We start from the raw sequence: 25,293 nt of genomic DNA, 5'->3' as shown, positions 1-25,293 counted from the left end.
TCCAGCCAGAAGAGATCATATGACCCAATCATCAACAATATTTCGATCGATCCGATGGCTTGCTACCTTGCTGGCGCTGGTGTCGGCAGCTGTGATTGTCACCCAGCCCGCCCAGGCCGAACGGATTAAAGACATCGGAAACTTTGCTGGTCTACGGACCAACCAGCTGGTTGGTTACGGCATCGTCGTCGGACTTGCCGGAACCGGAGATGATAGTCTGGAATATGCCACAATTGGCCTGAAAGGTGTCACTAACCGCTTTGGTCTGGCCCTGCCCCCCGGCGTCAATCCGGCTTCCAAAAATGCAGCGGCGGTAATGGTCACGGCGGAAATGCCTGCCTTTGCAAAGCCCGGCCAGCGCCTCGATATTACCGTATCTGCTATTGGCAAGGCGAAATCGCTGCGCGGCGGTACATTGATCTTGATGCCGCTCTATGGTGCCGATCAGCAGATTTACGCCATGGCACAAGGAAATTTAGCGGTCGGTGGTTTGGGTGTGACCGCTGCAGATGGTTCCAAGGTCACGATTAACATCCCTTCTGTCGGCCGGATTTCCGGCGGAGCTTCGATCGAAAGAACTGTTGCCACGGGATTTGAAAGCGAGCCCTTTCTAAGCTTCAATCTGACCGACGCCGACCTGACCACATCGCTGCGTGTCGCCGATGCCATCAACGAAGCCCTGAATGCACAATTGGCGATTGCAGCTGACGCTGTAACCGTACGAATTGCCGCACCACTCGGCGCACAGGAACGCGTGATGTTGATGGGAAAAATAGAAAATCTGATCGTGAAACCGGCGGATGCACCCGCCCGGATAATCGTTAATGCGCGAACCGGAACGGTCGTCATCAATGGTGCCGTGCGTATCGGTCCGGCAGCAGTCAGTCACGGAAAACTGACCGTACGCGTCGAGGAAAATCCGACAGTCGTTCAGCCTGCACCATTCAGCCGTGGCAAGACCGCGACGGAACAGGACAGCGACATTACCGTGGATGAACACACCAACCCTGCATTCGAAATTGGACGACGCGCCTCTCTAGCTGAAATCGTCGAGACTATTAATACTCTCGGTGTTCCACCGTCTGACTTAACAGCAATATTGGAGGGCTTGAAGCAGGCTGGTGCATTGTCAGCAGAGTTGATCATCATATGACCGCGATTTTACCCACCCCGAGTTCCGCAGCCTCTTCCACGGCGTCAGCAAATCCTGTGGCCGACAAGAGACAAGCAGAAATCCAGTCAATGGCGGCTGACTTCGAAGCCATATTTGTGCGGCAGATGCTGACAACGATGCGAACCTCGTCGCTGGGTGAAGGGCTATTTGACGGCCAGGGAATGGAGCAATTTCGCGACATGCAAGATGCCAAGATTGCTGAATCCATGGCCCAAAAGGGAGTTTTCGGCATAGCACAGCTGCTAACTCGCGATTTGGAGAACAAGGATGTCTGACCTTCTCAATATTGGTCGATCAGCGATTTTGACCAGCTCTCGCGCATTGGACGTCGTCGGATCCAACGTCGCCAATGCAGACAATCCGGATTACGTCAGACGGACGCTGAACATCAGTGATACGACGATCTCGGCCGCCAATAATCCGATTTATATCAATTCTACCGGAACCGGCAGCGTTACAGTCAATGGGATAACCCGCTCCAGCGACCAGTTCCTGGAAGCGGCGACACGGCAAACCGGAGCCAATCGCGTTAGCGGTGAAGTTCTAGTGCAATGGCTCAACCAGGGAGAAATCGCACTTTCCAACAATGATGCCGATCTCGGCACTCAGTTGACAAAACTTTTTGGTACCGCGGAAGAACTTTCCGCAATTCCATTTGAACCGGCGTTGCGCAATCAATTTGTAACCGATATTGAAGCCACCGTAGAGCGCTTCAATCAAACAGCTCTCAATCTGTCGTCCACCGTCAATCTGATCAATGGCGCTGCATCTCAGGAGGCCGCTGAGTTAAACACGGCGCTAAACGAACTCGCACAAATTAATCAGAAATTGCTCCCCGCAGGGATCGGCACTTCTCAGCAAGCGGTATTACTCGACCAGCGCGATGCTGCCCTGACCGTCATTACCGAAAAGCTGGATGTTCAAATCAGCTTTGGTAATAAAGGCACCGCAGATATTTCCCGCAATGGCACCAGTTTGGTGGCGTTCAATGTCGTCAGCCCAGTTACATTTGTCGCTGGTGCTGGAGCCAGTTTTGATATCGAAATTGGTGGAATCGTGCAGGCAGCACCAAGCAATGGAACCTTGGGTGGACTACAACGAGCACAATCAAGCCTGGTCAGCCTCAACAATGATCTGGACAGCCTGGCGGTGCAATTTGCCGCAGAGATCAATGGCTGGCAAGCCAACGGATTGACCGATGCAGGAGTGCCCGGCGCAGCGGTCATCGCCCATGCCGGTACCGCCGCATCCCTGTCGACAACCGGACTATCGGCAAACAGCTTGGCTTTGGCTTCCCCGGGCGGCGCGGCAAATGGCAATATTCTGGCGTTTGTAGACTTGCGTACCGCGACGGGTACAGAGCAAGGCTATGAAACAATAGCGCTCGGACAAGCGCAGAAATTGTTAGCTGCCCGCAGCGAAAGCGCAGCCTCAACAGCTTTCGACCAAGCCACGCGCGAAGCACGTGACAATATTGCGACCGTCGATCTTGATCGCGAAGCAGCGGACCTTATCCGGTTACAACAATCTTACGAAGCGGCGGCCCGCATCATTCAAGTCGCAAAGGAAACGATGCAAACCATATTGGGAATCTTTTAGTTGGTCCCGCGAGAAGGAACAAAACATGGAATCTATCAACAGAAACAGACCCAACGATAGCATTCAAAGACAAGCCGATCTGTCTGCGCTTATCGGCAAGGCAGAAGAATCCATTGCAAGTGGCAAGAGCTTCACACGACCATCAGAGGCGCCCTCGAGTTGGCTCGAGATATCGAGCCTCGGTCGCAAGTCCGCGATTGAAAGTTCGTGGCTCAACAACATTGGCCGTGCTGGCATCATGGCACAGCAAGCAGAATCCTCGCTGGACACTATGGCCAGCGGAGCCATTCGCGTCAAAGAACTGGTCATCTTGGCTAACAACGAGACTCTCTCCGCAACAGATCGCGAAGTCATTGCAATTGAACTCGAGAGTCTCCGTGATCAGTTTAATCAACTTGCTCAGGCTGAAGATAGCTATGGCGGGAAATTATTTCACACTGGTGATCCGATCCAGATGAGGATTGATACGAACGTGTTGGTAACACCATCGCCCAATTTCCAAACAGTGACCCAGTCCATAGATGTCGGTGGAGTCACCAGTGATCTCGACACCATTATGACCACAATGATTGATGCCGTCCGGACCGGCACAGCAGGCGACCGAACCTTGCAACTCGATGCAGGAGACTCACTGATCAACCATTTTTCGAATCTGGTTGCCAGCCAAGGTTTGATGGTCAATCGCCTCGATCAGCAAGAAGACCGACTGCATCAATCGCAGCTCACATCGACCGAGCGACGGTCTGCACTGGAAAACACCGATGTTCCAGAGGCAATCTCCCGTTTCCAATCCCTGTTGATTAATCTGGAAGCGGCACAGAAACTATATGCCACTTCTAGCAGCATCTCGCTTATTCGGCTGATCAGCTAAGCGCCCGGGTTTCATTGTTATTTGGCCCTTAACCAAAGGCCGTTTGTTCCGTTCATCGTTATAATGTTTGCTTCCTGCATCGGCTGGAATGGGGGCCAGCATCACAATCCGGATCCGTTGATGGGGAATTAATATATGTTTGCCGCAGTTGGTATTGTTGTTCTACTTGTCATGGTTTTTGGCGTTTTCACGCTGTCAGGTGGTGACATGGGCGTGGTTTTGCATGCGTTGCCAATTGAAATGGGCATTATCGGCGGTTCTGCGGTGGGTGCATTGATCATCGGCAATTCCGGTGCGCAATTGAAAGCACTTCTGGGTGGTTTCGGGAAAGTGTTCAAGGGACCAACCTACGTCAAGCAGGACTTCATGGATTGCATTTTGCTGGTGTCCAAGCTGACGAAGATCTTAAAAAGCGAAGGGCCCGTTGCCCTGGAACCGCACATCGAAGATCCAAAGGCTTCACCGATTTTCAGCGAATATCCAAAGCTGCTCAAAGATGAGACGCTTGTCCATTTGATCGCGGACAGCTTGCGCCTGGTCGTGGTTTCTTCCGGCACACTGGATCCCTATGCGGTGGAAGACGTTATGGACCAAAGCATCAAAACCCATCATCATGAAGCCATTGCTCCCGCAGACAACCTGCAGGGTCTAGCCGATGCGTTGCCAGCCCTTGGTATCGTTGCGGCTGTTCTAGGCGTGGTCAAAACGATGGGTGCGATCGACCAGCCGCCTGCAGTTCTCGGCGCGATGATTGGCTCTGCGCTGGTGGGAACGTTTTTAGGTGTTCTGCTCGCCTACGGCTTTGCTGGGCCGATGGCCCAGCGTGCGCGGTCGGTGATAGAAAGCGATGGCACCATCTATCACGTTGCAAAACAGATCATAATTGCCAGCCTGCATGGACACCCCCAACCTTTGATCATCGAAGCGGCGCGCACCAGTCTACAGCATGCCAACCAGCCCAGTTTTGCTGACGTATTTGATGCGATAAGGGCGCGTTGATCCATGGCAAAGAACGCTACTCCGGGCTCCAATCAACCCCCAATCATCGTCAGAAAAATAATCGTGGAGGCGCATGCCGGTCATCATGGCGGCGCATGGAAAGTGGCCTATGCCGATTTCGTGACCGCGATGATGGCATTTTTTCTGCTGATGTGGCTGTTGGGAGCAACCAACGAAAAGCAGCGCAAGGCGCTGGCGGACTATTTCGCACCCACACTTGTTCAGATGCAGGAGAATGGTGCTGGTTCCGACGGGATATTCGGCGGACAATCCCTGACTGATAAAGACAATTTGCCGCACAAAGCCGCTCAAACCGGCAGGCAGTCAATCAACATTCCACGTGATGCAACGGGCACTCTGGACGACAAAGGCAAAAAAAGCAGGAACAGCAAAGCCTTGGATGCAAGGGAATTCGAAAAGAAAATCCGGGATAGGTTGAAGGATAACCCAAAGAGGCTGGCTTTACTCAAAAACATCCGGTTCACCGATACCGATGAAGGGTTGCGAATAGATCTGATCGATGAGGCGGATTTCAGCATGTTTGCGCTAGCCACCGACGAACTCAACCCGCAGGCCAGAATACTAATCGGAGAGGTTGCCAAAATCATCGATACTGTCGACAATCTTCTGGTTATCAGGGGGCATACCGACAGCCTGCCCTACGCAAGCGGAAAAAGCATGAACAACTGGCTGCTCTCTTCGGCCAGAGCTGAAGCGACCCGCAAGGAAATCGTGCATCAAGGTGTACTGAATACCCGAATGGCTCGAATCGAAGGTGTGGCGGACACTGAGCCTTATAACCCGAATGACCGTATGGACGACCGAAACAGGCGCATTTCCATTACGATGAAACGGGATTAATAGAACGCAGCGCTATCAAGGGGCCTGCAAGCTTATCTCCATTTTGGGTATAATATCTCTGTATCTCACCAAATCGGGTTGGATAACAATTGATCTAAGGCGCGTGGATTCGGATAGCGTGGACTTGGAAAGGTTGAAAACTTTCTACCGAGGTTGTCCGGCCCCCGCAGGCCCCAGCCTTGGTGAATGCAGTGCACCTGGTATGCGCTCTTCAGGATTGGGTAGGACGATTTTCTCGTCCTACCCAATTGCATATGGAGACCCTGCCATCCAGTCTATCTTGCTTCCGGACATGCGATATTTGGCGTTCCAGAAACGCGCGGTGATTTGCCGACAGAGGTCTTTCCGGGAACCCGGCATTTTGAGATCTGATGGCCCTTGGCGTGAACATAAGGCGACCTTGCCTTCCAGCGCCCGAGCGACATCGCCATTCCAATATCTGGCGGAGAAGTTCAGAGTTTAGGGAGATATCCCTGAAATCAGGATGAGGCGTCAACAATCCGTAGGAATATAGCTTTGTTAATATTAGCTGTCGGAAACCCGACGTTCCTCAAATTCACTAGAAAATTTACGCACTATATTCCGGCCGCCTGACTTCGCGTTGTACAGCGCGATATCAGCCTTTCTGAGAATTGACTGTTTCGTATCAGAGGGCAGACATTGGGCCATCCCTACGGAGAATGTGACCTGGCCGATAGGACGCCCCGATGCCACGTCGACAAGTGACTTGCTCGCCAACCCGCTCCGGCAGTCATCGATCTTCCGGAATATATTGTCGACATCATCGTCCTCGATCAAAATTGCAAATTCCTCACCGCCGTAACGGGATATACTGCAACGATTATCGGAAAGTTGAGACAACTGGTTTGCGATCATTCGAAGCACGCGATCACCGCATTCGTGGCCGAAAGTGTCGTTTATGCGTTTGAAATGATCGACATCGACAAATGCCAAGACAAATGCCCCTTCATCATCGTGCAACCGTTGGAAAACGGCATCGAGATCCCGGTCAAATTTCCGACGATTGGGAAGTCGCGTCAATTTGTCGTGGTCGGCTTCGTTCCTGGCAACTTCGAGGTCTTTTTGCAGCTCGGCTAGCTTCTCGTTTGTTTGTGATATCTGTTCGCGGTTCTCGCGTGTTGATTCAACCATCATACGGGATAGGTCGAGCAGCTTCTGAATGGCTTTATCAATACCACCGCTTTCGCCCCGGATATTGTCGGCTTGTTCGATCAACTGACTTTCGTGTTTGATCGCGTTGTCGTTGCCGACACTGATAATTTGCGTCGTGCTACGAATTTGGACGATCGCTTCCTGAAAGATTTTCTCGATCCGCACATTGATATCAACATTAAAATATTTATCATATATTTCGAGTGCGGATTGATTATTTAGTTCAGACGCAGATGACGCCTTGTCCAGTTCAGCCTTTAATTCCTTGTTGTTACCGCAAATATATTCCCATGCCTGCTCGAAATTTTTCGCGTTCAACGACAAATTATGGTGCGCCAGAAAATTGGTGATTTCCACCAACGGCGCATATTCGCTATCATTGTCAGTACAGACCGGACATGCTTGGCCATGACGTTGTTCGCGTCGGTACGAGCTCAGTATATTCTTGATATCAATTTTCACGTCACGCCCTCAATCTGGGCTTTGGCATTCGGTTGTAGGCATCCAGAGCCGCCACTTTATAGGCTTCGGCTAGCGTCGGGAAATTAAAGACATTGTCAGACAGATAGTCAATTCCACCGTTTAGATTGATCACCGCTTGTCCGATATGGATTAATTCGGTTGCACCTTCTCCAACGATATGGACACCGAGCAGCATTCGATTGTTGAGATCAAAAATGCATTTGAGCATCCCTTGACAGCTGCCCAGAATATGTCCGCGAGACGTTTCCTGAAAACGTGCAATACCAATTTCTACCTGGAACCCTTGTTGTCTTGCGTCTTCTTCCGACAGACCGATACTGGCTATTTCAGGAATCGAATATATACCCAACGGAAAGCTGTTGGCCGAACTGTTAATTGGTTCGCCAAAAGCATGGCAGGCGGCGCGCCGCCCCTGTTCCATCGATGTGGAGGCCAATGCCGGGAAGCCGATGATATCGCCGGCGGCATAAATATGTGGCTGGCTAGTTTGCAGGGTTTCTTTGTTGACAACCAGCCGGCCACGACTGTCGCATTTTAGCCCTACTTTTTCCAATCCAAGGCTGTCCACCGCGCCTACGCGGCCGGCAGTGAACAAGAGCATTCCGGAACGAAGTTGTCGACCATCATCCAATAAAATATTCGGATGACCGTGGTCATCAAGCGATATCTTATCGATCGTTCGACCTAATCGAAGGCCGATGCCACGGTCCGTAAGCTGATGGACAAAATTGGCGACAATATCGTGATCGATGAACTCCAGAATCCGTTCGCGTGCTTCCACGACCGTTACCGGAATGTCCAATGTCGAAAAAATTGTTGCATATTCCAGACCGATAACGCCCCCGCCAACGACCGTTATGCTTTTCGGCATCGGCAAATTCGCGGCGACACTATCACTATCTATCACGGTAGTCCCATTGAATGGGATGCTTTTGGGTCGGAACGGCTTGGTACCCACGGCGATCAGAAACTTGCTGGCCGAGATCGAAAAACTTGTTTTTCTACCTCTGACGTTCTGCTGGATCGCCAATTTGTGGAGGCCTGAGAACTTCGCTTTCCCTTGCAGGATCGTGACATTATTCCGCGCAAGCTGGCTGTCGATGTCCTCGACTTCATCTCCCAATGTCGTGACAAGGCGAGAATTGATGGAATCCTGCATCATCTTGATTCCGTTGCGGGGCTGCCGGGATTTAAAATGCTGATCTCGCCAACCAGTGACCGAGAGGACCGATTCCCGAATGGTTTTCGATGGCAGTGTACCGGTGTGAACCGACACGCCACCGATCGACTTTTGATCATCGACCAGGGCAACGGATTTTCCAAGCTTAGAGGCCTGGATCGCTGCTCGGCGACCAGCGGGTCCTCCTCCGATCACCACGAAATCATAGTCAAATTTAACCATATTTGGTTCCCTTCCCGTTGTGGTTAACGGCGAATGGGAAAAATCTTAAAATAATACGGCAATCTAAATTCAAGAAGCTATCAACGGATTGAAACAACTAGCGCTGGATAGTTCAGAAGCAGAGAAATCGGGCGTCTAAACCGACAAGGTTGCCGCTCATGGGCCTCATAATATTGGCCAGATGCTGATTATTTGAACCGTCACTACATTTCATAAATTCAAGAAGCTCATTCTGCTTCTATTCTGCGTGCCTCAGAAGCACCCTCAAGCGCGCTCATATGGATCCGATAGAGATTATTGTGTAATGCAGGCCCACTCCACCGGCACTGCTCTTGAATCAAAAACGCAGAGTCAATAGCGCTGCGCGCAGCGAGACCCCGGCCCGTCATTCCCGAAGTCTGTTGATGAATGGTTCGCCAACCTCATGGTAATGGCGCTCACAGAAAGCAAAGCATGCCCTAGTTACAAAACGTCAGACAATTGCCTTGATGCCCATAATTTTATGTCTTTTGCCATAATCTGATTGTTTAATCCGCAAATTTCTCCGACGCTCGTGAACATCCCGCCCAAAAATTGTCGCAAATCAATTATGGCGTAGGGAGATCTATATGCGTCGTTCCCTTCTGAAGACAATATCTGCTTAATATCTCCGAACGAGAGTATTTTACATTGTTGATGCCAGCTGTCTTCAGCCCTCAACGTCAGCAATGCAGACAATTCCGCAAATAGAAAATGATTGGCCTGCTCAGATGCATCGGGCTGCTCGGTTGCCAAAATAACCTTCGAAAGTCCCGTCAGTAACATGTCTTCAATCTTGATGATTTCCGCAATCGAGCGATCGGGGGTCGATCCGATTTCGAGATATTCAAAAGCCAGTCCCATGAGCAACAGCTCCCGCCAAGTATAGGACGCCGGCCTTCCCTTGCCTGTATTGACGCCAGAGGGAAAACCAAGACGCTGCATGTGCTGAATCCGCCCGCGAAACGCAGTCCGGCTGGTACTGGCAATATGGTGCTTATGCGACAGGATATCCTGAATCTCTTTATAGGTAAATTCCATTATCATTCCTGAAGCTGAGCGGAATATTCAGATATGCACATCAAAATCTCATATTGAGGTAGCAAGAAGTATGCGAGAATCAATTATTATCAAAATTACCGTGATTTTCGACTGCCGTGACATAGACTTCAAGCCGGATTGCCCATGCCAGAGCATCGGCAAATATGCGAATCGAGAAAAATGGATTTCAGTTCAGCCGCTTATTCAGCTCTGTCTTCGCAAAGGCAGCCTTTCTGGCTTGCACCTCGAGAGTCATATTATCCGTAACTTTCTAAAGCTGGCCCACTGATCGCGTGTAATGATGATATGGTCATGCAATCGAATTTCGAGTTCCATGCACAATGCTTTGATGGACTTTGTGAATTCTATATCTGACTTGCTTGGCGTTATGGTTCCGCCAGGATGATTGTGCGCCAATATTATGCCGCTAGCGTCGAACTCCAACGCCCGTTTCACGATAGACCGGGGCTGAACAAACATCCGCTGCGGAGATCCAGCGCCAAATTCTTGATCCCCCAGCAGGTGGTTCGAACTATCCAAGAATAATACCCGCATTATCTCTGTAGTCCGCGAACCCATACAGGCCCTTAGATATCTCACAAGCCTCTGATCGGTAGCGGAAATCAGTTTTCGAGGTAGTTGATTTTGAAGACTGACGAGCGTGATTTTTTCTGTTGCCTTGAGCAACCTTATTATGGCTCTATTGTCCCTGAGAACCCGAGCCAGCGCGGCTTCAGACTCACCCATCAAGCGGCCGATTGAGCCAAATTCATCAAGCAACTCGGTTGACAGTCTGGCGGCATCGTCCGGCTCGAGAATCTCTATGAGCTGCGCCAGGATATGTCGGTCCCGATGGCCGTCAGTCTTTTCCGGTGGTAAAACGTCCCGATCATCAGCGCGACCAGCAATGGATAGGAAGAAGCTATTTGCATGATCATATAGGCTTTTGGTTGAATCGTCACGTCGAGCATCCTTGTGACGTGAGCCACTAGCGCGATTGTCTGAAGTGAAACTACGCATAATGGCCAAAACCTATTTGCACGAAGTGCAATTGCGAGAAAGCCGATCCACGCTGCCAAATCGATGACCAAATGCCCGGGATCCAGTTTGGCATATTCCAGCGGAGTAACGATATGGACGACCGGGTCCAATACCAACATGCAAATGACGACACACGCGACCCAGCGCTCCGGCGCCCCTCCCCGATACAATGCATAAAAGCAGATGATACAGAAGAGGAGAAAAAAAACGGATGTTCGCATCCCCTAAAGGAAACATTCCGAAGCATCGCAGTCAACCTTTGATCGTTCAAGGGGCAACAAAACTCCACTTGCCGTGTCACCAGATGCCTGAACTGGCGGATATGTTTCACGGACATCCAATCCCGATCCGGAGATTAGAACCCGATCAATGGAAGCCTCTGTTTTCGGCAGATATTGCATGATTTGACGGGAGGCTATTCTGATCTGATAAGGCATAATTTCCCCGCTCCGCAAATCGCGGATTTTTGCTGTTTCAAAAAGTAAGAGCCTAATGGCTGGTTATGCTGCCAACAGACTAGAAAGAGACTGAGAGACTGACAGGCCGATCAACACAATTGCCAAAATTCCGATAGTCAAAACCACAATAATGGCAATTCTCTGAACAGTGCCCCAGCTACCCTCGGGTTCCTTCAGGATTTGCGGCCAAAAGTTCACATCATGCGCGGCATCAAAGTCATAAGGACTTGATAATTCTTCGAGCATGGATGAACCTGAACACTCGTCCTGAGGTTCTTCTGCACCGAAAGTAGCATCGAAGGGAACACCTACCGGATCATATAGTATCCGGTCATAGGCACCAGATGCTCTGGCATAGATTAATGCGGCTTCATCTCGGGTTGATGCCCCCAGCACGCGTCGAGCGCTGACCAAACGTTGATCGACCGCCGGTTTGGAGATATCCAGAATTCGCGCAATTTCCTTGGAGGACTTTCTAAGAACCACCAGATGCAAACATTCTCGCTGCTTGGCCGTCAGATTTGCCACACGCGAGGATTCTAGCGCAAAATCTTCCAAAACTACTGCCCCATAAGTTCTTCCCGCCTATACCCACACGATGAAATGAACGCAACTAACACAGCGCGTAATCGCGGAAATGCCAAGCGCAAAATGGAACTCGAAAATCAAGGAGATAAAGAGGATCAATTGATGGGTGAAATGCTGCCCGGTATATTGGCGACAGACGAACTTGTTGTGAGGTTGCACCTGGTGGTTATTCTATATTGCAGGAGATCGCTCCTAAGAAGGCCGAACCTGTAGGAATTAGGACCGTCCGTTCACTCAGTCTTTTAACAACTCAAACACTTTGTCTGCCCATTCCGACCTGCATATCAACAGGTCGGGCATATAGGTGTCTTGCTGATTATAGACGAGCGGCGAACCGTCGATCCGCGAGCAGTGTAGGCCATAAGCCAGTGCAACCGCAACCGGCGCACAGCTGTCCCATTCGAACTGGCCGCCGGAATGAAGATATATTTCAGCCTCTCCCCGAACCACGGCCATCGCTTTGGCACCGGCGGAGCCCATGGGTACCAGTTCCCCGCCAAGCCGCTCAGCAACCGATACCGCCTCGGCTGCCGGACGCGTCCGACTGACTACCAGACGTGGCGGACCGTCATAGCCCGGGAATTGATCAATTTTATCTGTGCGGAGAACAAGTCCATCGTTGAGACCGGGTAAGGCGACGGCACCGATCGTGGCAACCCCATCGATGGCCAGGGCAACATGGACGGCCCAATCCGACCGCCCTTCCCCATATTCCCGTGTGCCGTCGACCGGATCGACGATCCAGACACGCGATTTATCTAGCCGAGCGGCGGTGTCCTTGCTTTCTTCCGAAAGCAGACCGTCGTCTGGCCGCTGTTCGCGCAAGGCACGGACCAGAAACGCGTTGGCCGCCTCGTCCCCGGCTTTGCCAAGAGCTTTACCCTCGAACTTGCCGCTTTCGCGTAATTCCACCAAAATCCGGCCGGCTGATAGCGCGAGATCGGCGGCAAGCTCTGCGTCGGTCATAATATCACTCATTTCAGCGGCATGATCTGGCGGATGATATATTCGGCCGCTTCTGCGGGCGTCATCTCAACCGTATTCACCACGATTTCAGGATTTTCCGGCGGCTCATAAGGGCTGTCGATACCGGTGAAGTTTTTCAGCTGACCGCTGCGGGCTTTCTTGTAGAGGCCCTTCACGTCGCGTTCTTCAGCAACAGCCAGCGGCGTATCGACGAAAATTTCGATAAACTCGGCCTCGGGCAGCATTTCACGCACCATTTTCCGTTCCGCGCGGAACGGACTGATGAAGGCGGTCAGGACGATCAGGCCAGCATCGGTCATCAATTTTGCTACTTCGCCGACGCGCCGGATATTCTCGATCCGGTCCGCTTCGGTAAAGCCGAGATCCTTGTTGAGGCCATGGCGTACATTATCCCCGTCGAGCAGGAACGTATGGCGGTTCATCAGATTGAGGCTCTTTTCCACCTCGTTGGCGATGGTCGACTTGCCCGATCCCGAGAGGCCGGTGAACCACAAGACGCGCGGTGTCTGGTTTTTCAGCGCCCCATGTTCTTCCCGCGTGATTGTCGTCGCCTGCCAGTGGACGTTGGCGGCGCGGCGCAGGCTGAAATGCAACATGCCGGCAGCTACCGTCGCATTGGTGATCTTGTCGACCAGAATGAAGCCGCCGAGCGCCCGGCTGTCGGCATAAGGTTCGAACACGATCGGTTTGTCGGTATGCACTTCGGCAACACCAATGGCGTTCAGCTCCAGTGTCTTGGCAGCAAGCCGTTCCATCGTGTTGATATTGATTTCATATTTTGGTTCCTGCACCGATACGCTGACCGTCTGTGTGGCCAGTTTGAGCCAATAGCTACGCCCGGGTTTGAGCGCTTCGTCACTCATCCAGACAATAGTGGATTCGAACTGGTCGGAAATTTCGGGCGGATCGCCAGCGGAAGCAATCACGTCACCGCGCGAACAGTCGACTTCATCCTCAAGGAGAATAGTGACGGACTGTCCAGCTACCGCTTCATCCAGATCGCCATCCAGAGTGACAATGCTTTTGACGACGCTGTTCTTGCCCGACGGTACGATCCGGACGGGATCGCCCTGCTTGACGATACCGGAGGAAATCAGGCCGGAGAAGCCGCGAAAATCGAGATTGGGGCGATTGACCCATTGCACCGGCATGCGAAACAGTTTTTCCTGCGCGGCATTGGTCGCGATCTCGATATTCTCGAGATGGGCGATCAGCGCCCGCCCGTCGTACCAAGGCATATTTGTCGATGGCGCGTCGGTTATATTGTCGCCCTTGAAGCCCGAGATCGGGATCGCAGTGAAGCCGTCTATGCCGATTTCTGCAGCAAACTCGCCATATTCCCTGACGATATTGTCAAAAATGTCCTGGTCATAATCCACCAGGTCCATTTTGTTCACCGCCAGAACCAGATTCTTGATCCCGAGCAGATGGGCAAGATAGGAATGACGCCGCGTCTGGACCAGCACGCCTTTGCGCGCATCGATCAATATGACCGCGGCATCGGCGGTCGACGCACCGGTCACCATATTGCGGGTATATTGTTCGTGGCCCGGGGTATCGGCGACGATGAACTTGCGCTTTTCCGTCGCAAAAAACCGGTAGGCGACATCGATGGTGATGCCCTGCTCGCGCTCGGCAGCGAGACCATCCACCAGCAGCGCGAAATCTATCTCCTGGCCTTGGGTGCCCGACTTCTTGCTATCCGCTTCCAGCGCAGCCAGCTGGTCCTCGAAGATCATCTTGCTGTCGTAGAGCAACCGGCCAATCAGCGTGCTCTTGCCGTCATCCACGCTGCCGCAGGTGATGAAGCGGAGCAGCTCCTTGTTCTGATGCTGGGCGAGATAGGCGTCAATATCCTCTCCGATCAGCGCATCGGTCTTGTAGATCGGGTCTTTTCCGGTTCCATCGGTCATCAGAAATAGCCCTCCTGCTTCTTCTTCTCCATGCCGGCGCCACCTTCATCCTTGTCGATCACCCGGCCCTGCCGTTCGCTGGTGGTGGTGAGCAGCATTTCCTGCACCACTTCCGCTAGGGTCGATGCGGTGCTTTCGACGGCTCCGGTCAGCGGGAAACATCCCAGCGTGCGGAAACGGACCGACCGGCTGGTGATTTCGGGCTTGTGCCCCATCACCTGCTCCAGACGGTCGATATCGTCGGCCATGAACAGGCTGCCTTCGTGCATATAGGTCGGGCGCATCGCGGCAAAATAGAGCGGCACGATCTCGATATTCTCAGCCATGATATATTGCCAGATATCCAGTTCGGTCCAGTTGCTGATCGGGAAAACGCGGATGCTTTCTCCCTTGGCTTTCTTGGCGTTGTAGAGATTCCACAATTCGGGGCGCTGGTTCTTGGGGTCCCAGCCGTGGCTGGCAGTGCGGAAAGAGAATACGCGCTCTTTCGCGCGGCTCTTCTCTTCGTCACGCCGCGCGCCACCGAAAGCAACGTCAAAACCGTATAGATCGAGCGCCTGCTTCAGGCCTTCAGTTTTCCACATGTCGGTATGGAGCGGGCCATGATCAAACGGGTTGATGCCGCGTTCTTTGGCTTCTGCATTATGATGGACGATCAATTCCATCCCCGCATCCTGTGCCGCCTTTTCGCGCAGCGCGTACATGTCCTTGAATTTCCAGGTCGTATCGACGTGGAGCAACGGAAATGGAGGAGGAGATGGATAAAAGGCCTTTTTCGCGAGATGCAGCAGAACCGCGCTATCCTTGCCGACGCTATACATCATCACCGGCTTTTGCGCCTCGGCGACGACTTCACGCATGATATGTATGGCTTCGGCTTCAAGCCGTTCTAAATGGGTCAAAATACGGGTCATATGATCGTCCAATTGGAAGGATTGGAAGCTTATTACGCGCTTCTGATTTGCATGCAGTTCCCATATGGGATATGCGTGACGAATGTCGGTGATATTGAGCGAAGAACATGATCTGATTGCGGCTCTGCACCGCGGTACGCTGGGCGCGCCGCCATGGGAAAATTTTCTCGCGCAGCTAAAGCGCAGAACCGCAGCGGACTATGCCAATCTGTTTTTTCAGGGTGACCATGACTGGCTGCAATCAGTCCAGATTCCGGCCGCCAAACAGGGTTCCGGCGATATAAATGAAATATACCAGAAGGACTTCGGGAAGGTCGCGGCACTTCCGCATTATGTCATGCGGCTCAACCGGGTCTATTCCCTCGACGAGTTCCTCGATCCCAATGACCCGCGCCAAAGCCGGTTCAAAGCGCTGTTCCTGCGGGACCCCGATGTTCGCTTTGCCCGCATCATGCGGGTGGCAGAACCCAATGGCGGGCAAATCTGGATTTCTCTTGGCCGCAAGGACAGCAATTTCTCTGCCAGCGACGGCGCGCTGCTGGGCGCCCTCGCCAGTCATCTGGCAATTGCCGCCGGCACCCATTCCGAACTCGAGCGGCAAAGATTGAAGGCAGGAATATCCGCCGATGCAATCATGCGGCTCAATTTCGGCTGGTTCATGCTCGACGGCTCCGGCCGGATCATTGACATGAGCGAGCAGGCGGAAGCCTTTGTGCAAGAAGGGCAAACCCTGCGAAAATCGCCCGACGGGCGGCTGATAGCCGAGCGCGCCGATGCCCAGGGAGTCTTGCGCCAATTTCTGAAAATGCGTCAGGCTGGGGAAAGCGTGGTGCGGACCGTGCATCTGTCGGACGAGCCATGGCTGGATATGCTGCTCACCAATCCACCAGCAGACCTACCGGGCGCGATTCAGCCGGTTGCCATCGCCTTTGTCCACGGCGAGCGATCCAACAGCGCCGAGCGCAGCGACCATCTGGCCAATCTTTTCGGCCTTACCATTCAGGAAGCCCGGCTTGCCCTGCATATCAGCCACGGCGTGACGATCAGGGAAGCAGCAATTCTGCTGGGCCTGACCCATGAAACCACAAGGCTCTATTCAAAGCGGATATATGCCAAGACCGGCACGCGCGGTCAGGCCGATCTTGTGCGCCTCATTCTGGCGAGTATCGTGGCGCTGACCTAGGACACAGACTGACGGAACTGCAACGCGTCAAATACATCAGCTGGCTTGCAAGGCCGCCTTGGCATTCGCTCTTATCAAATCGCTATCAACCGGCCCCGCTGGTACAACCCAGCTTCCGCCCACGCAGAGGACCTGCGATAGCGCCAGCCAGTCGGCCATTGAAGCTTCGGCAATACCGCCGGTTGGACAGAATCTGCATCCGCCAAATGGTCCAGCGAGCGCTTTTAGTGATGGAATGCCACCCGCCGCTACCGCCGGGAAAAACTTGAAATGCTCAAGCCCGAGATCCATCCCGCGCATGATGTCTCCGGCATTGGCGATACCGGGGAGAAACGGTATGTCCGCTGCAACTGCGGCTCGACCGAGGTTTTCCGTCAGGCCTGGCGATACGATGAATTCGGCACCTGCAGATAATACAGCGTTCATCTGGGCCGGGTTTGTCACCGTACCGGCACCCACGATAGCGCCTTCTACTTGCGTCATTTCCGCGATCGCTTCCAACGCGGCATCGGTTCGCAAGGTGACTTCCAGAACATTGAGACCGCCTTCAACCAAAGCCCGGGCTATTGGCATGGCGTCGGCGACATGATTGATCACCAGCACCGGTATGACCGGCGCCGTCCGCATGATCCGCTCGATCGGTTTCATTGATGTTCCTTGATGAAGGCACCGGCGGCGCCATAGAGGCCAGGTTGTTCATGCAGCAGTTGTTTGACCGGAATCTGCTCCATCAACGACTGGAAGCGGCCCTTGGCTTTGAACCGTTCGCGGAATCCGGATGATGCCAAGCGATGAGCGATCCGGCTACCAAGTCCGCCCGCAATCACCACCGACCGCGCACCTTGCGCCAGCGTGATATCACCGGCGAATGCGCCGAGACACAGGCAGAATCTGTCAAACGCGGCCGATGCCAGACTATCTTCGCCCGACAGCGCCAGTTGCCACAGAGCCTTGTCGTCCATCCGTTTGGACGCCTGGCCCTCGATTTCGGCGAGCACGTGGTAAATGGTTTGCAGACCCGGTCCCGCGACCACCCGTTCAACAGAGACGCGCCCATGTTCTTTCCGCAAATGCCTTAGTAAAAGATCTTCAACTTCATCATGCGGCGAAAAGTCGATATGTCCGCCTTCGGTTTCGGTCACTTGGTAATCACCGTCCAGCCGCATAACGTGGGCAACACCCATTCCGGTGCCGGGACCGAGAACCGTTATCAATCCCTTGTCGTTGAGCGCTATGTCCGGTCCGCAAATATGCTCGAAATGCTGATCCGCCAATAACGCGACGGCATGACCGACAGCACCAAAATCATTGACCAGACTATAACGCTCCAGCCTCAGTTTTTCCTTGATCAAGTGGGGGCGGATCATCCAGCTGTTGTTGGTCAGGTGCAGCACATCGCCGCCAACCGGCCCAGCCACGGCTATGGCGCCATCCGACGGCAGCTTGCGTCCTACCTGCTCTCCATAAGCCTCCCACGCGATTTGAAGGCTCGCGTGATCTGCGCTATTCATTGTGATCTGGTGATCGAGACGCGCGATATGCCTGTTCTCTACGACAGCAATGGCAAATCTGGCGTGGGTACCTCCAATATCGGCCACCATGATTTCCCGGGTCATTACAGCCCTGCCTCGCTCAACATCGCAGAGCCGCCCTTTTCAGCCTCGTCACAATGGTGCCGCAGCATCGCAAAAAGCTCTCGCCCTGTGCCCAGTGGTCGCGGGGGCGGCGGCGCGATGGGGCGACTTTCCCAATCTGCTTCGTCGGTCAATATCTCGAGCGCCCCCTCTTGCGCGCAAACTCTTATCAGATCGCCGTCCCGCAATTTGCTCAGTGGTCCGCCCTTATAGGCTTCCGGAGAGACATGGATCGCAGACGGAATTTTGCCACTGGCGCCGGACATTCTTCCATCTGTGACGAAGGCAACTTTGAAACCCCTGTCTTGCAAGACACCCAATGGCGAACTCAATTTGTGAAGTTCCGGCATCCCGTTTGCTGCAGGCCCCTGGAATCGGACGACGACCACGACGTCCCTTTCCAGTTCGCCTGCCTTGAAAGCGGTCATCACATCATTCTGATCGTCAAAAACCCGAGCCGGCGCATCGATGGTCCAGCGGGATTCATCGACCGCGCTGGTTTTCATCGTTGCTCTGCCCAAATTGCCTTTCAGGAGACGCAGGCCGCCGTCGGGTTTAAACGGATCGCTCACAGGCTTTAATATAGTTTCGTCCAAACTGGCGGCGGGAGCATCTTTGAACGCGAGCTTATCTTCAGCAATATAAGGCTCCTGCGCGCCGTCTCTCAGCGATGCGCCGTAAACGGTTTTGATATCACCGTGCGCCAGCCCGGCATCGACCAACTCACGGATGACAAAGGGCATGCCGCCCGCCGCCGCAAAATAGTTCACGTCGCCAGCACCATTGGGATAAATCGCCGCGATCAGCGGCACCGCTTTGGACAGTTCATCCATATCATCCCAGTCCAGAATGATGCCGGCCGCTCTCGCAATCGCGGGGAGATGCAGCACATGATTGGTGGAACCGCCAGTTGCAAGCAATCCTACGACCGCGTTGACGATCGCCTTTTCATCAATGCAATGGCCCAACGGTCGGTAGTCCGCAGCAGCATCCTCCCCAACACCCCATCCGATTTCGGTCACCCGATGCACCGCCGCACGGGTCAGTTCCTGGCGAAGCTTGTTGCCGGGATTCACAAAGCTGCTGCCCGGAATATGCAGTCCCATCATCTCCATCATCATCTGGTTGGAGTTGGCTGTTCCGAAAAAGGTGCAGGTTCCGGCGCCGTGATAGCTGGCGCTCTCGGCATCGAGCAGTTCTTCTTCGCCGATCTTGCCTTCGGCAAACAGCTGACGAACGCGAATCTTTTCCTTGTTGGCAAGACCGGAAGGCATCGGTCCGGCCGGAACCAAAATCGTCGGCAGATGACCAAAACGGAGCGCACCGATCAGCAATCCGGGCACGATTTTGTCGCAAATGCCGAGCAGCAGCGCGCCTTCGAACATGCCGTGACTGAGCGCAATCGCGGTGCTCATCGCGATCACATCGCGGCTGAATAGCGACAGCTCCATACTGTCCTGGCCCTGGGTTACACCGTCGCACATCGCCGGAACGCCGCCGGCAATCTGGGCGGTCGCCCCTTTCTCGCGGGCGAATATCTTTATCTGCTCCGGATAGCGACCATAAGGCTGGTGGGCTGAAAGCATGTCATTATAGGCGGTGACCACACCGATATTCATCGCCTTGCCGCCGCGAATAGCGGCCTTGTCGTCGCCGCTAGCGGCAAACCCATGGGCAAGATTTCCGCAGGACAAAGTGGGCCGGTGGACCCCGGCTTCGCGCTGCTTGTCGATCAGGTCGAGATAGGCACTGCGCGACGATCGCGACCGCTCGATGATCCTGTCGGTAACTTTTTCGACTGTCGTGTTCAGCGTCATGAGCGACTCCAGAATATCGTGATGGGGCAGTTCGCTCTGCGGAACAGCGTCGCCACCGGTACATCGGTATCGCCGGCGATGGCTGCTTCAAGAATATTCTTCTTGTCGCAGCCGCGAACCACCAGAATGATTTCCTTTGTTGCCGTCAGCGCGGCCATATTCAGGCTCAGCCGTTCAAACGGCGCTTCCACCGGCAACGGGTCAGGAACGGTGTGGATGACCGCCGGTGCCTCCTGCTCATCGCAGGTCATATTCGGAAATAGAGAAGCGATATGCCCATCGGCGCCCATGCCCAGCCAGACCAAATCAAACGGCGGGACTTGCTCTCCGCGAACCAGTGGATCGACATGGGCAGCGGTTGCGTCGAAGGCTCTCGCGAGTTTAGCCTGATTGCTTGCCGGATGCCTTACCGGGACGATCCGGTCGTCGGTCAAGGTGATTGTCACCGTTCCCCACGGCAAGGTCTGGCGGGAGAGGATATCGAAAATCTCGATCGGCGTGTTGCCGCCGGGCACCGCGATACGATGCTTGCCCGGTTGCTCGACGATCTTGGCGACATGATCCGCCACGCTTTGCGCATCGGTCTTGACGGCCCAGCTGATCGAGGCGGAAGCGGATATTGCAGTTCCTGTATCAATCATTCCAGCTCACTCCATCCCGTTCGGTTAGCGCAATCGCAGCAGATGGCCCCCAGCTACCGGAACCATATGATTTGACGCCAATATGATTCTCTTCCCAAACCTTCCGGATCGCATCGATCCAATGCCATTGCGCCTCGACCTCATCCCGCCGGACAAACAAAGTCGGGTCGCCTTCAATCAGATCAATCAACAGCCTTTCATAGGCGATGCGTTTGCGGGTTTTTGAAAATGCCTGGGTCAGCGACAGATCAAGCGGCACTTCACGCAACACGATACCGTCGCGATCCAGTCCTGGCTCTTTTGCCATAACCTGGAGCCGGACATATTCCTCCGGTTGCAAACGAATGACGAGGCGATTGGCGTTTAACTTGGTCCCGCCACCGGCAAAGATATTATGAGGCACACTCTTAAACTGTACGACAATTTCGCTGCGGCGCTCCGCGAGCCGCTTGCCGGTCCGGACGTAGAATGGCACGCCCTGCCAGCGCCAATTGTCTACAAACACCTTCAACGCGACAAAGGTTTCCGTTTCCGAGCTTTCGCCGAGATTTTCCTGATAAGACGAAACCGCCTCGCCTTTGACCGCGCCATCGCCATATTGCCCGCGAACAACATTGTCGGCGATCACCGGCCGCAAGGAACGCAACACTTTGACCTTCTCGTCGCGAACCGAGGTGGCGTCGAGATTCGCCGGCGGCTCCATCGCGATCAGACCGACAAGCTGCAGAATATGATTTTGCACCATGTCGCGTAGTGCGCCGGTTTTTTCATAAAAGCCGTGACGCCCTTCAAGACCCACGGTTTCGGCAACCGTAATCTCGATATGATCGATACCGTTGGAATTCCATAGCGGCTCGAACATCAAATTGGCAAAACGCAAGGCCATCAGATTCTGGACAGTTTCCTTGCCGAGATAATGGTCGATCCGGAAGATGCGATCCTCCGGAAAAGCCTCTGCTACTGCGTCGTTGATCGCATTGGACGATTGCAGATCATTGCCCAGCGGCTTTTCAAGACCGATCCGGACATTTTCACCAGTCAATCCGGCTGCTTTCAATCCCGCGATCGTCGCCTCGAATAGCGACGGTGCAGTTGAAAGAAAAATCGCCAGACCACCTGAAATATCGCCAATTTTCTCGGCCAGATCGCCAAAACCCTCCGTCGATGAAGCATCCAGTTGCTGATAGGACAGACGGTTCAAAAAGCTGGATATCATGTTCTTGTTTTTGCGATCATCCGGCAGATATTGTTCCAGCGCCGATGCAGCCATGTCCCGGAATTTCTGATCGTCCAATTCGCTGCGCGCGGTGCCGACAATCCTTACATCATCAGCGATCAACTCATCTTCGTGCAGTGCATAGAGCGAAGGCAAAAGCATACGCTTGGACAAATCTCCGGTTGCCCCGAATAGCAATAATGTAGCCGAACTGTTCATTTTCTACCAATCAGCCCCTATCACGGTTTCAAGACAAAGGTTTTCCATCTTTCAAACTCTATGACAGCGTTGTCATTAAAAGGCAATCGCGCAAATATATTTTGTCGAACAATTGAACATGGATTGCAACGGCGCGGGCACCGAAACAGTTTTCACGCAGTCAGGTCGGCATCTGTCCATAAGGGCTGCAATCCGCAGCCGGCAGGCTGTAAAAGAATAGAGCTATTGCGCCAGCGGCGGCGCAGCGGAATCCCGCTCGATCACCGAATGGTCGAGAAAAATGGTGTTTTCATCTTTTTCTCCCGTCAACCGGCGGGAAATATTGTCGGACAAAAGACTCACCGCGCGTGCAGCAAGTTCCGATATGGGCTGGCGTACCGTGGTCAACTGAGGACTGATGATGGCCGCGATGGGGGCATCATCAAAGCCGACGATCGACAGTTGCTGCGGTACATCGATATGCCTGCGATAGGCCGCTGCAATTGTTGCGGCGGCCATGTCATCGTTGCTGGCAAAAATCGCGGTCGGGGGTATTTCCATATCGAGCAGCGATTCAGCGGCTTGCAAACCGCTCGAATAGTCAAAAAATCCTTGGCGGATCAAATCTTCATCAGGCTCCAGACCATATTTGGCGAGCGCCTCGCAATAGCCTTGGTAACGCTTGCCGGATGCACTGTGGTCGGGATGTCCGCGAATATAACCGATCCTGCGATGGCCAAGATTCAGAAGATATTCCGTGATTTCCCTCGCAGCAGCGACGTCGTCAATATTCACCGACAAACGAACAGCATTCGGGTCGCTCGGAGCAACGAGAACATAGCTGATATGCTGCGATTCCAGCAAATCAATGACTTCCGGATTATCACAAAGCGGTGGCGTGACTATCAGCCCAACGGGTGAAAGAGTCTGCAATATCCGCCTAACACCCTCCACGCCATCCGAACATTCATCGAGAACCAGTTGCATGGAAAGATCATGACATTGCTTAAGGGCACCGAGGTGAACATTTTCAAGGTAACTGGGACTCGGGTTATCGACCAGCAGAGCAACAATCTGGGCCGACCCGCCGCGCAAGGTCCGGGCCGCCTGATTAAGCTTATAGTTAAGCTTTTCCGCAACTTCGAGTACCGCCAGTCGCGTTTCTTCCCGCACATAATTTTCTTCGTTCAGAACCCGAGATACCGTCTTTAATGACACGCCAGCTTCGCGGGCAACATCAACCATTGTCGATCGGCGTGATGTTTGGGTCATTCATTTTCCTCCGGTTGATTACGTGGCCCATAGCCCCGTTTCTCTCCAGCTTGTCAAGCCGCGGACCCCCAACCGACAACCTTGTCATAACTTATTAGTGAGACTGTCGATTTGCGCAACGATTATCCGCTGATTTGACCAACGCGATATCAGGTAAAAGTCAAGTTTGCCGCCGATATAGCCTATAGGCATGTGTCTCGAGCAAGATTTGACCGAATCGCAGCCCTGCACCGCCTCACTCGTAGATATCGAGTTCCCATATTATATTCATGATCTCATATCCCGCCACTGGACGACATGCGGGACGCAAAATTGCATGGCAGATGGTACGACAGATTCCGGCCCCCTCATCTCTCCCAGCAACCATATATCCCGCCTGATCGACCTTCGTTTTTGGACATTGTCCAAAACGCTTACACAAATGACGACGCGAATCTGATTGCAATGACAACCTTGTCAGGATATGTTTCAAAAAAAATAAATCGGGAGAGAGACATTGGCAGCACCAATTCCAAACGCATCAAATGTGGAAGCGTCAGCAAATTATAGCAGCGCCGGCGGCAAGACGACTCTGGTATTATTATTGGTTTTCGCGGTCTTCTTTCTCCTGGCTGGCGTGACCAACATCAACGATGCGCTGGTTGCCAAATTCAAGGCGATGTTCCAGCTTTCCAATTTTGAAGCCAATCTCGTGCAATTCGCGTTCTTCATGAGCTACGCCCTCTTCTCGATTCCTTCCGGCATGCTGTTGCGAAAAATCGGATTTATTCGGGGATTCATCCTCGGATTTCTGATTATCGCGCTAGCATCCCTACTGTTCATCCCTGCCGCCAACAGCGGCGTATATATAAACTTTCTCGGAGCGTTATTTCTGATCGGGGGCGGGATTACGCTGCTGCAAGTGGCAATGAACCCGCTGGTGACAACACTTGGCCCGCCGGAAACGTCGCATAGTCGTCTCACCTTCGCACAAATGTTCAACTCGCTCGGCGCATTTCTCATCGTCAGTTTTGGTGCGCGCTACATATTGGGGGAAAAATCCGACGTTGACCCAACAACCCTGTCGGGGTCCGCACTCGAGGCATTCCGCGTGTCGGAAGCGACCGTCATTACCCACATCTATATCGCCGTGGCCGTCGCGATGATCGCAATTGCCGCATTTTTCTTCATGTTCCGCAAAGTCATGGACCAGACCGAAACCGAAGCGGTCAAGGTGGAGGGCACGTGGAGTCTCTTCATCAGCGACAAACGCCTACGATTTGGTGCATTGTGCATCTTTCTATATGTCGGTGCGGAAGTAACGATCGGCAGCAATCTTGTCGCCTATCTGGGACAGGAACGGGTAATGAACCTTCCCGATGAATCGGCAGCTGCCTTGCTCGGCTATTACTGGGGCGGCGCACTGGTCGGCCGTTTCGTTGGCGCATTTCTTCTGCGCATTTTCAAACCCGGCAAGGTGCTGATGACCTTTGCAGGCGTCGCTATCACGCTTATCGCAATATCCGCATTCAGCAGCGGCACGCTGTCCGGCTGGACACTGACACTCGTCGGCCTGTTCAACTCGATCATGTTTCCCACCATATTCAGCCTCGCGACCGAAGGCATGAAATCCGACAAGGCCGCACAAGCCTCGGGAATATTGGCGACGGCAATTGTCGGTGGCGCCATACTTCCTGCCTGCTACGGTTTTGTTGCCGACATCACGAGCTTGACTGCAGCGCTGCTGGTGCCAGTGACCTGCTATGTGGTCATCGCATCCTACGGCCTCTACACCGAACGCCAGCGACTAAAAATCGCTTGATTTGGTTCG

Annotated in this window: 21 protein-coding genes and 1 pseudogene; 8 read left to right on the top strand and 14 right to left on the bottom strand. The window is 53.4% G+C overall.

What is annotated here, in order from left to right; genetic code table 11:
* Positions 1 to 19 precede the first annotated feature (19 nt).
* From AACZ86_RS08915 to AACZ86_RS08890, 6 genes and pseudogenes are all read left to right on the top strand, one after another.
* Positions 20 to 1,153, top strand: coding sequence for a flagellar basal body P-ring protein FlgI (locus AACZ86_RS08915; RefSeq protein WP_339691549.1), 1,134 nt, complete (start codon positions 20 to 22; stop codon positions 1,151 to 1,153).
* Entirely contained in the window at positions 1,150 to 1,449 is a 300-nt protein-coding gene (locus AACZ86_RS08910; RefSeq protein WP_339691547.1) for a rod-binding protein, read from the top strand. Before AACZ86_RS08915 ends, AACZ86_RS08910 begins: the two co-directional genes overlap by 4 nt.
* A complete protein-coding gene (gene flgK / locus AACZ86_RS08905; protein WP_339691546.1) occupies positions 1,442 to 2,773 on the top strand; it encodes a flagellar hook-associated protein FlgK in 1,332 nt (443 codons plus the stop codon). The genes AACZ86_RS08910 and flgK overlap by 8 nt, the downstream gene beginning before the upstream one ends.
* A gap of 25 nt (positions 2,774 to 2,798) precedes the next feature.
* Positions 2,799 to 3,644: a flagellin gene (locus AACZ86_RS08900; protein ID WP_339691544.1), complete on the top strand. Its 846-nt coding sequence runs from the start codon at positions 2,799 to 2,801 to the stop codon at positions 3,642 to 3,644.
* Between the two features lie 135 nt (positions 3,645 to 3,779).
* Positions 3,780 to 4,643: a flagellar motor stator protein MotA gene (motA, locus tag AACZ86_RS08895; protein WP_339691542.1), complete on the top strand. Its 864-nt coding sequence runs from the start codon at positions 3,780 to 3,782 to the stop codon at positions 4,641 to 4,643.
* 3 nt (positions 4,644 to 4,646) lie between these two features.
* Positions 4,647 to 5,492 (top strand): annotated as a pseudogene (locus AACZ86_RS08890) (flagellar motor protein MotB); the annotation flags it as partial.
* A gap of 537 nt (positions 5,493 to 6,029) precedes the next feature.
* Here the strand turns inward: AACZ86_RS08890 and AACZ86_RS08885 are convergent.
* From AACZ86_RS08885 to cysD, 8 genes are all read right to left on the bottom strand, one after another.
* The gene (locus tag AACZ86_RS08885) at positions 6,030 to 7,139 is read right to left on the bottom strand and encodes a diguanylate cyclase (protein ID WP_339691540.1); all 1,110 of its coding nucleotides are present in this window, start codon (positions 7,137 to 7,139) and stop codon (positions 6,030 to 6,032) included.
* Between the two features lies 1 nt (position 7,140).
* Entirely contained in the window at positions 7,141 to 8,562 is a 1,422-nt protein-coding gene (gene sthA / locus AACZ86_RS08880; RefSeq protein ID WP_339691537.1) for a Si-specific NAD(P)(+) transhydrogenase, read from the bottom strand.
* A 462-nt stretch (positions 8,563 to 9,024) separates the two neighbouring features.
* Positions 9,025 to 9,621: a hypothetical protein gene (locus AACZ86_RS08875; protein WP_339691535.1), complete on the bottom strand. Its 597-nt coding sequence runs from the start codon at positions 9,619 to 9,621 to the stop codon at positions 9,025 to 9,027.
* 252 nt (positions 9,622 to 9,873) lie between these two features.
* Positions 9,874 to 10,641, bottom strand: a complete 768-nt coding sequence (locus AACZ86_RS08870) for a JAB domain-containing protein (RefSeq protein WP_339691534.1) — start codon at positions 10,639 to 10,641, stop codon at positions 9,874 to 9,876.
* 521 nt (positions 10,642 to 11,162) lie between these two features.
* Positions 11,163 to 11,678 carry a helix-turn-helix transcriptional regulator gene (locus AACZ86_RS08865; RefSeq protein ID WP_339691533.1) on the bottom strand — a complete coding sequence of 172 codons (516 nt, stop codon included), beginning with the start codon at positions 11,676 to 11,678 and terminating at the stop codon, positions 11,163 to 11,165.
* A 264-nt stretch (positions 11,679 to 11,942) separates the two neighbouring features.
* A complete protein-coding gene (locus tag AACZ86_RS08860; protein WP_339691531.1) occupies positions 11,943 to 12,686 on the bottom strand; it encodes a 3'(2'),5'-bisphosphate nucleotidase CysQ in 744 nt (247 codons plus the stop codon).
* Positions 12,683 to 14,608 (bottom strand): sulfate adenylyltransferase subunit CysN, encoded by a 1,926-nt coding sequence (gene cysN, locus AACZ86_RS08855; protein WP_339691529.1) that lies wholly within the window; start codon positions 14,606 to 14,608, stop codon positions 12,683 to 12,685. The genes AACZ86_RS08860 and cysN overlap by 4 nt, the downstream gene beginning before the upstream one ends.
* Positions 14,608 to 15,522 carry a sulfate adenylyltransferase subunit CysD gene (gene cysD / locus AACZ86_RS08850; protein ID WP_339691527.1) on the bottom strand — a complete coding sequence of 305 codons (915 nt, stop codon included), beginning with the start codon at positions 15,520 to 15,522 and terminating at the stop codon, positions 14,608 to 14,610. Before cysD ends, cysN begins: the two co-directional genes overlap by 1 nt.
* An 82-nt stretch (positions 15,523 to 15,604) precedes the next feature.
* Here cysD and AACZ86_RS08845 point away from each other — a divergent pair, with 82 nt between their 5' ends.
* A complete protein-coding gene (locus tag AACZ86_RS08845) occupies positions 15,605 to 16,705 on the top strand; it encodes a hypothetical protein (RefSeq protein ID WP_339691525.1) in 1,101 nt (366 codons plus the stop codon).
* Positions 16,706 to 16,741: 36 nt separating this feature from the next.
* Here AACZ86_RS08845 and eda read toward each other — a convergent pair whose 3' ends face one another.
* From eda to AACZ86_RS08815, 6 genes are all read right to left on the bottom strand, one after another.
* On the bottom strand, positions 16,742 to 17,353 hold the full coding sequence (eda, locus tag AACZ86_RS08840; RefSeq protein WP_339691523.1) for a bifunctional 4-hydroxy-2-oxoglutarate aldolase/2-dehydro-3-deoxy-phosphogluconate aldolase: 612 nt from the start codon (positions 17,351 to 17,353) through the stop codon (positions 16,742 to 16,744).
* The gene (gene glk, locus AACZ86_RS08835) at positions 17,350 to 18,321 is read right to left on the bottom strand and encodes a glucokinase (protein ID WP_339691520.1); all 972 of its coding nucleotides are present in this window, start codon (positions 18,319 to 18,321) and stop codon (positions 17,350 to 17,352) included. The genes eda and glk overlap by 4 nt, the downstream gene beginning before the upstream one ends.
* Positions 18,321 to 20,156 carry a phosphogluconate dehydratase gene (edd, locus tag AACZ86_RS08830; protein WP_339691517.1) on the bottom strand — a complete coding sequence of 612 codons (1,836 nt, stop codon included), beginning with the start codon at positions 20,154 to 20,156 and terminating at the stop codon, positions 18,321 to 18,323. Before edd ends, glk begins: the two co-directional genes overlap by 1 nt.
* Positions 20,153 to 20,797 (bottom strand): 6-phosphogluconolactonase, encoded by a 645-nt coding sequence (locus tag AACZ86_RS08825; protein ID WP_339691515.1) that lies wholly within the window; start codon positions 20,795 to 20,797, stop codon positions 20,153 to 20,155. Before AACZ86_RS08825 ends, edd begins: the two co-directional genes overlap by 4 nt.
* The gene (zwf, locus tag AACZ86_RS08820) at positions 20,790 to 22,232 is read right to left on the bottom strand and encodes a glucose-6-phosphate dehydrogenase (protein ID WP_339691512.1); all 1,443 of its coding nucleotides are present in this window, start codon (positions 22,230 to 22,232) and stop codon (positions 20,790 to 20,792) included. The genes AACZ86_RS08825 and zwf overlap by 8 nt, the downstream gene beginning before the upstream one ends.
* A gap of 222 nt (positions 22,233 to 22,454) precedes the next feature.
* Positions 22,455 to 23,483 (bottom strand): LacI family DNA-binding transcriptional regulator, encoded by a 1,029-nt coding sequence (locus AACZ86_RS08815; RefSeq protein WP_339691509.1) that lies wholly within the window; start codon positions 23,481 to 23,483, stop codon positions 22,455 to 22,457.
* A gap of 496 nt (positions 23,484 to 23,979) precedes the next feature.
* On the opposite strand from AACZ86_RS08815, the gene AACZ86_RS08810 reads away from it, so the two are divergent.
* Entirely contained in the window at positions 23,980 to 25,284 is a 1,305-nt protein-coding gene (locus AACZ86_RS08810) for a sugar MFS transporter (RefSeq protein ID WP_339691506.1), read from the top strand.
* Positions 25,285 to 25,293 lie beyond the last annotated feature (9 nt).

Source organism: uncultured Parasphingorhabdus sp. (assembly GCF_963975735.1).
In the GTDB taxonomy this organism is placed as follows: domain Bacteria; phylum Pseudomonadota; class Alphaproteobacteria; order Sphingomonadales; family Sphingomonadaceae; genus Parasphingorhabdus.
The sequence above is the reverse complement of the archived record's forward strand: the minus strand, read 5'-3'. Positions and strand labels throughout refer to the sequence as shown.

What these genes read in the sequence shown, in the direction of transcription:
- glk (WP_339691520.1), bottom strand. Translation starts at nt 18,321, where the DNA reads ATGACCCGGGAAATCATGGTGGCCGATATTGGAGGTACCCACGCCAGA.
- AACZ86_RS08870 (WP_339691534.1), bottom strand. Translation starts at nt 10,641, where the DNA reads ATGCGTAGTTTCACTTCAGACAATCGCGCTAGTGGCTCACGTCACAAG.
- zwf (WP_339691512.1), bottom strand. Translation starts at nt 22,232, where the DNA reads ATGAACAGTTCGGCTACATTATTGCTATTCGGGGCAACCGGAGATTTG.
- sthA (WP_339691537.1), bottom strand. Translation starts at nt 8,562, where the DNA reads ATGGTTAAATTTGACTATGATTTCGTGGTGATCGGAGGAGGACCCGCT.
- AACZ86_RS08825 (WP_339691515.1), bottom strand. Translation starts at nt 20,797, where the DNA reads ATGATTGATACAGGAACTGCAATATCCGCTTCCGCCTCGATCAGCTGG.
- motA (WP_339691542.1), top strand. Translation starts at nt 3,780, where the DNA reads ATGTTTGCCGCAGTTGGTATTGTTGTTCTACTTGTCATGGTTTTTGGC.
- AACZ86_RS08915 (WP_339691549.1), top strand. Translation starts at nt 20, where the DNA reads ATGACCCAATCATCAACAATATTTCGATCGATCCGATGGCTTGCTACC.
- cysD (WP_339691527.1), bottom strand. Translation starts at nt 15,522, where the DNA reads ATGACCCGTATTTTGACCCATTTAGAACGGCTTGAAGCCGAAGCCATA.
- cysN (WP_339691529.1), bottom strand. Translation starts at nt 14,608, where the DNA reads ATGACCGATGGAACCGGAAAAGACCCGATCTACAAGACCGATGCGCTG.
- AACZ86_RS08860 (WP_339691531.1), bottom strand. Translation starts at nt 12,686, where the DNA reads ATGAGTGATATTATGACCGACGCAGAGCTTGCCGCCGATCTCGCGCTA.
- edd (WP_339691517.1), bottom strand. Translation starts at nt 20,156, where the DNA reads ATGACGCTGAACACGACAGTCGAAAAAGTTACCGACAGGATCATCGAG.
- AACZ86_RS08845 (WP_339691525.1), top strand. Translation starts at nt 15,605, where the DNA reads ATGTCGGTGATATTGAGCGAAGAACATGATCTGATTGCGGCTCTGCAC.
- flgK (WP_339691546.1), top strand. Translation starts at nt 1,442, where the DNA reads ATGTCTGACCTTCTCAATATTGGTCGATCAGCGATTTTGACCAGCTCT.
- AACZ86_RS08875 (WP_339691535.1), bottom strand. Translation starts at nt 9,621, where the DNA reads ATGGAATTTACCTATAAAGAGATTCAGGATATCCTGTCGCATAAGCAC.
- AACZ86_RS08910 (WP_339691547.1), top strand. Translation starts at nt 1,150, where the DNA reads ATGACCGCGATTTTACCCACCCCGAGTTCCGCAGCCTCTTCCACGGCG.
- eda (WP_339691523.1), bottom strand. Translation starts at nt 17,353, where the DNA reads ATGAAACCGATCGAGCGGATCATGCGGACGGCGCCGGTCATACCGGTG.
- AACZ86_RS08815 (WP_339691509.1), bottom strand. Translation starts at nt 23,483, where the DNA reads ATGACCCAAACATCACGCCGATCGACAATGGTTGATGTTGCCCGCGAA.
- AACZ86_RS08900 (WP_339691544.1), top strand. Translation starts at nt 2,799, where the DNA reads ATGGAATCTATCAACAGAAACAGACCCAACGATAGCATTCAAAGACAA.